The following is a 761-nucleotide window of genomic DNA, read 5'->3' as shown; positions in this document are numbered from 1 at the left end:
CTGTTACATGAAGGACGCACGATCACCGATGTTCATCACCTTACCGGCGCTGCGCGCTCGACCATCGGTCGTTGGCTTCGGTGGTATCGAGATGAAGGCATAGATGCGCTAGAAGCCTTACCGGCTGGCCGTGCCCCAGTCTTACCTATCGCCAAGATTGTCACCTTACTGGTGCTGCTCATGCAGTTTTCTCCGCAAGATTTTGGTTATCAGCGCAGCCGTTGGTGTACTGAACTATTGGCTATAAAAATCAATCGGTTAACAGGGCTCAATGTGGCAGCCTCCACGCTCCGCCGATGGTTACCTCGTATGGGCATTGTCTGGCGCAGGCCCGTGCCGACCTTGCGGATAAAAGACCCAGCCTATCAGGAAAAAATGGCGAATATCGACGCCGCGCTGGCCCGCTGTGATGCCGATAATCCGGTGTTTTATGAGGATGAAGTCGATATAGACCTCAATCCCAAATTAGGAGCCGACTGGATGTTCAGAGCGCAGCAAAAGCGGGTTGTCACACCGGGGCAGAATGCCAAGCATTATCTGGCAGGCGTTCTCCACGCAGGCAACGGAAGGGTACTTTACGTCAGCGGGATCAAGAAAAACTCATCGCTGTTTATTGCCATGCTGGAAAAGCTGCGCCACCACTACCGACGAGCCAAAACCATCACGTTGATCCTCGATAACTACATCATTCACAAAAGCAAACAGACCGAGCGATGGTTGAAGAAGAATCCCAAGTTCTGCCTGGTGTTCCAGCCAGTTTA

General features: G+C 52.4%; 1 protein-coding gene. It reads left to right on the top strand.

Features of this window, described 5'->3' with window-relative positions; genetic code table 11:
• The coding region (locus EDI28_RS26085; RefSeq protein WP_128786706.1) for an IS630-like element ISAhy2 family transposase at positions 1 to 761 on the top strand (761 nt) is incomplete at both ends.

This window comes from Photobacterium chitinilyticum (assembly GCF_004104355.1).
GTDB classification, from domain to species: Bacteria; Pseudomonadota; Gammaproteobacteria; order Enterobacterales; family Vibrionaceae; genus Photobacterium; species Photobacterium chitinilyticum.
The sequence above is the reverse complement of the archived record's forward strand: the minus strand, read 5'-3'. Positions and strand labels throughout refer to the sequence as shown.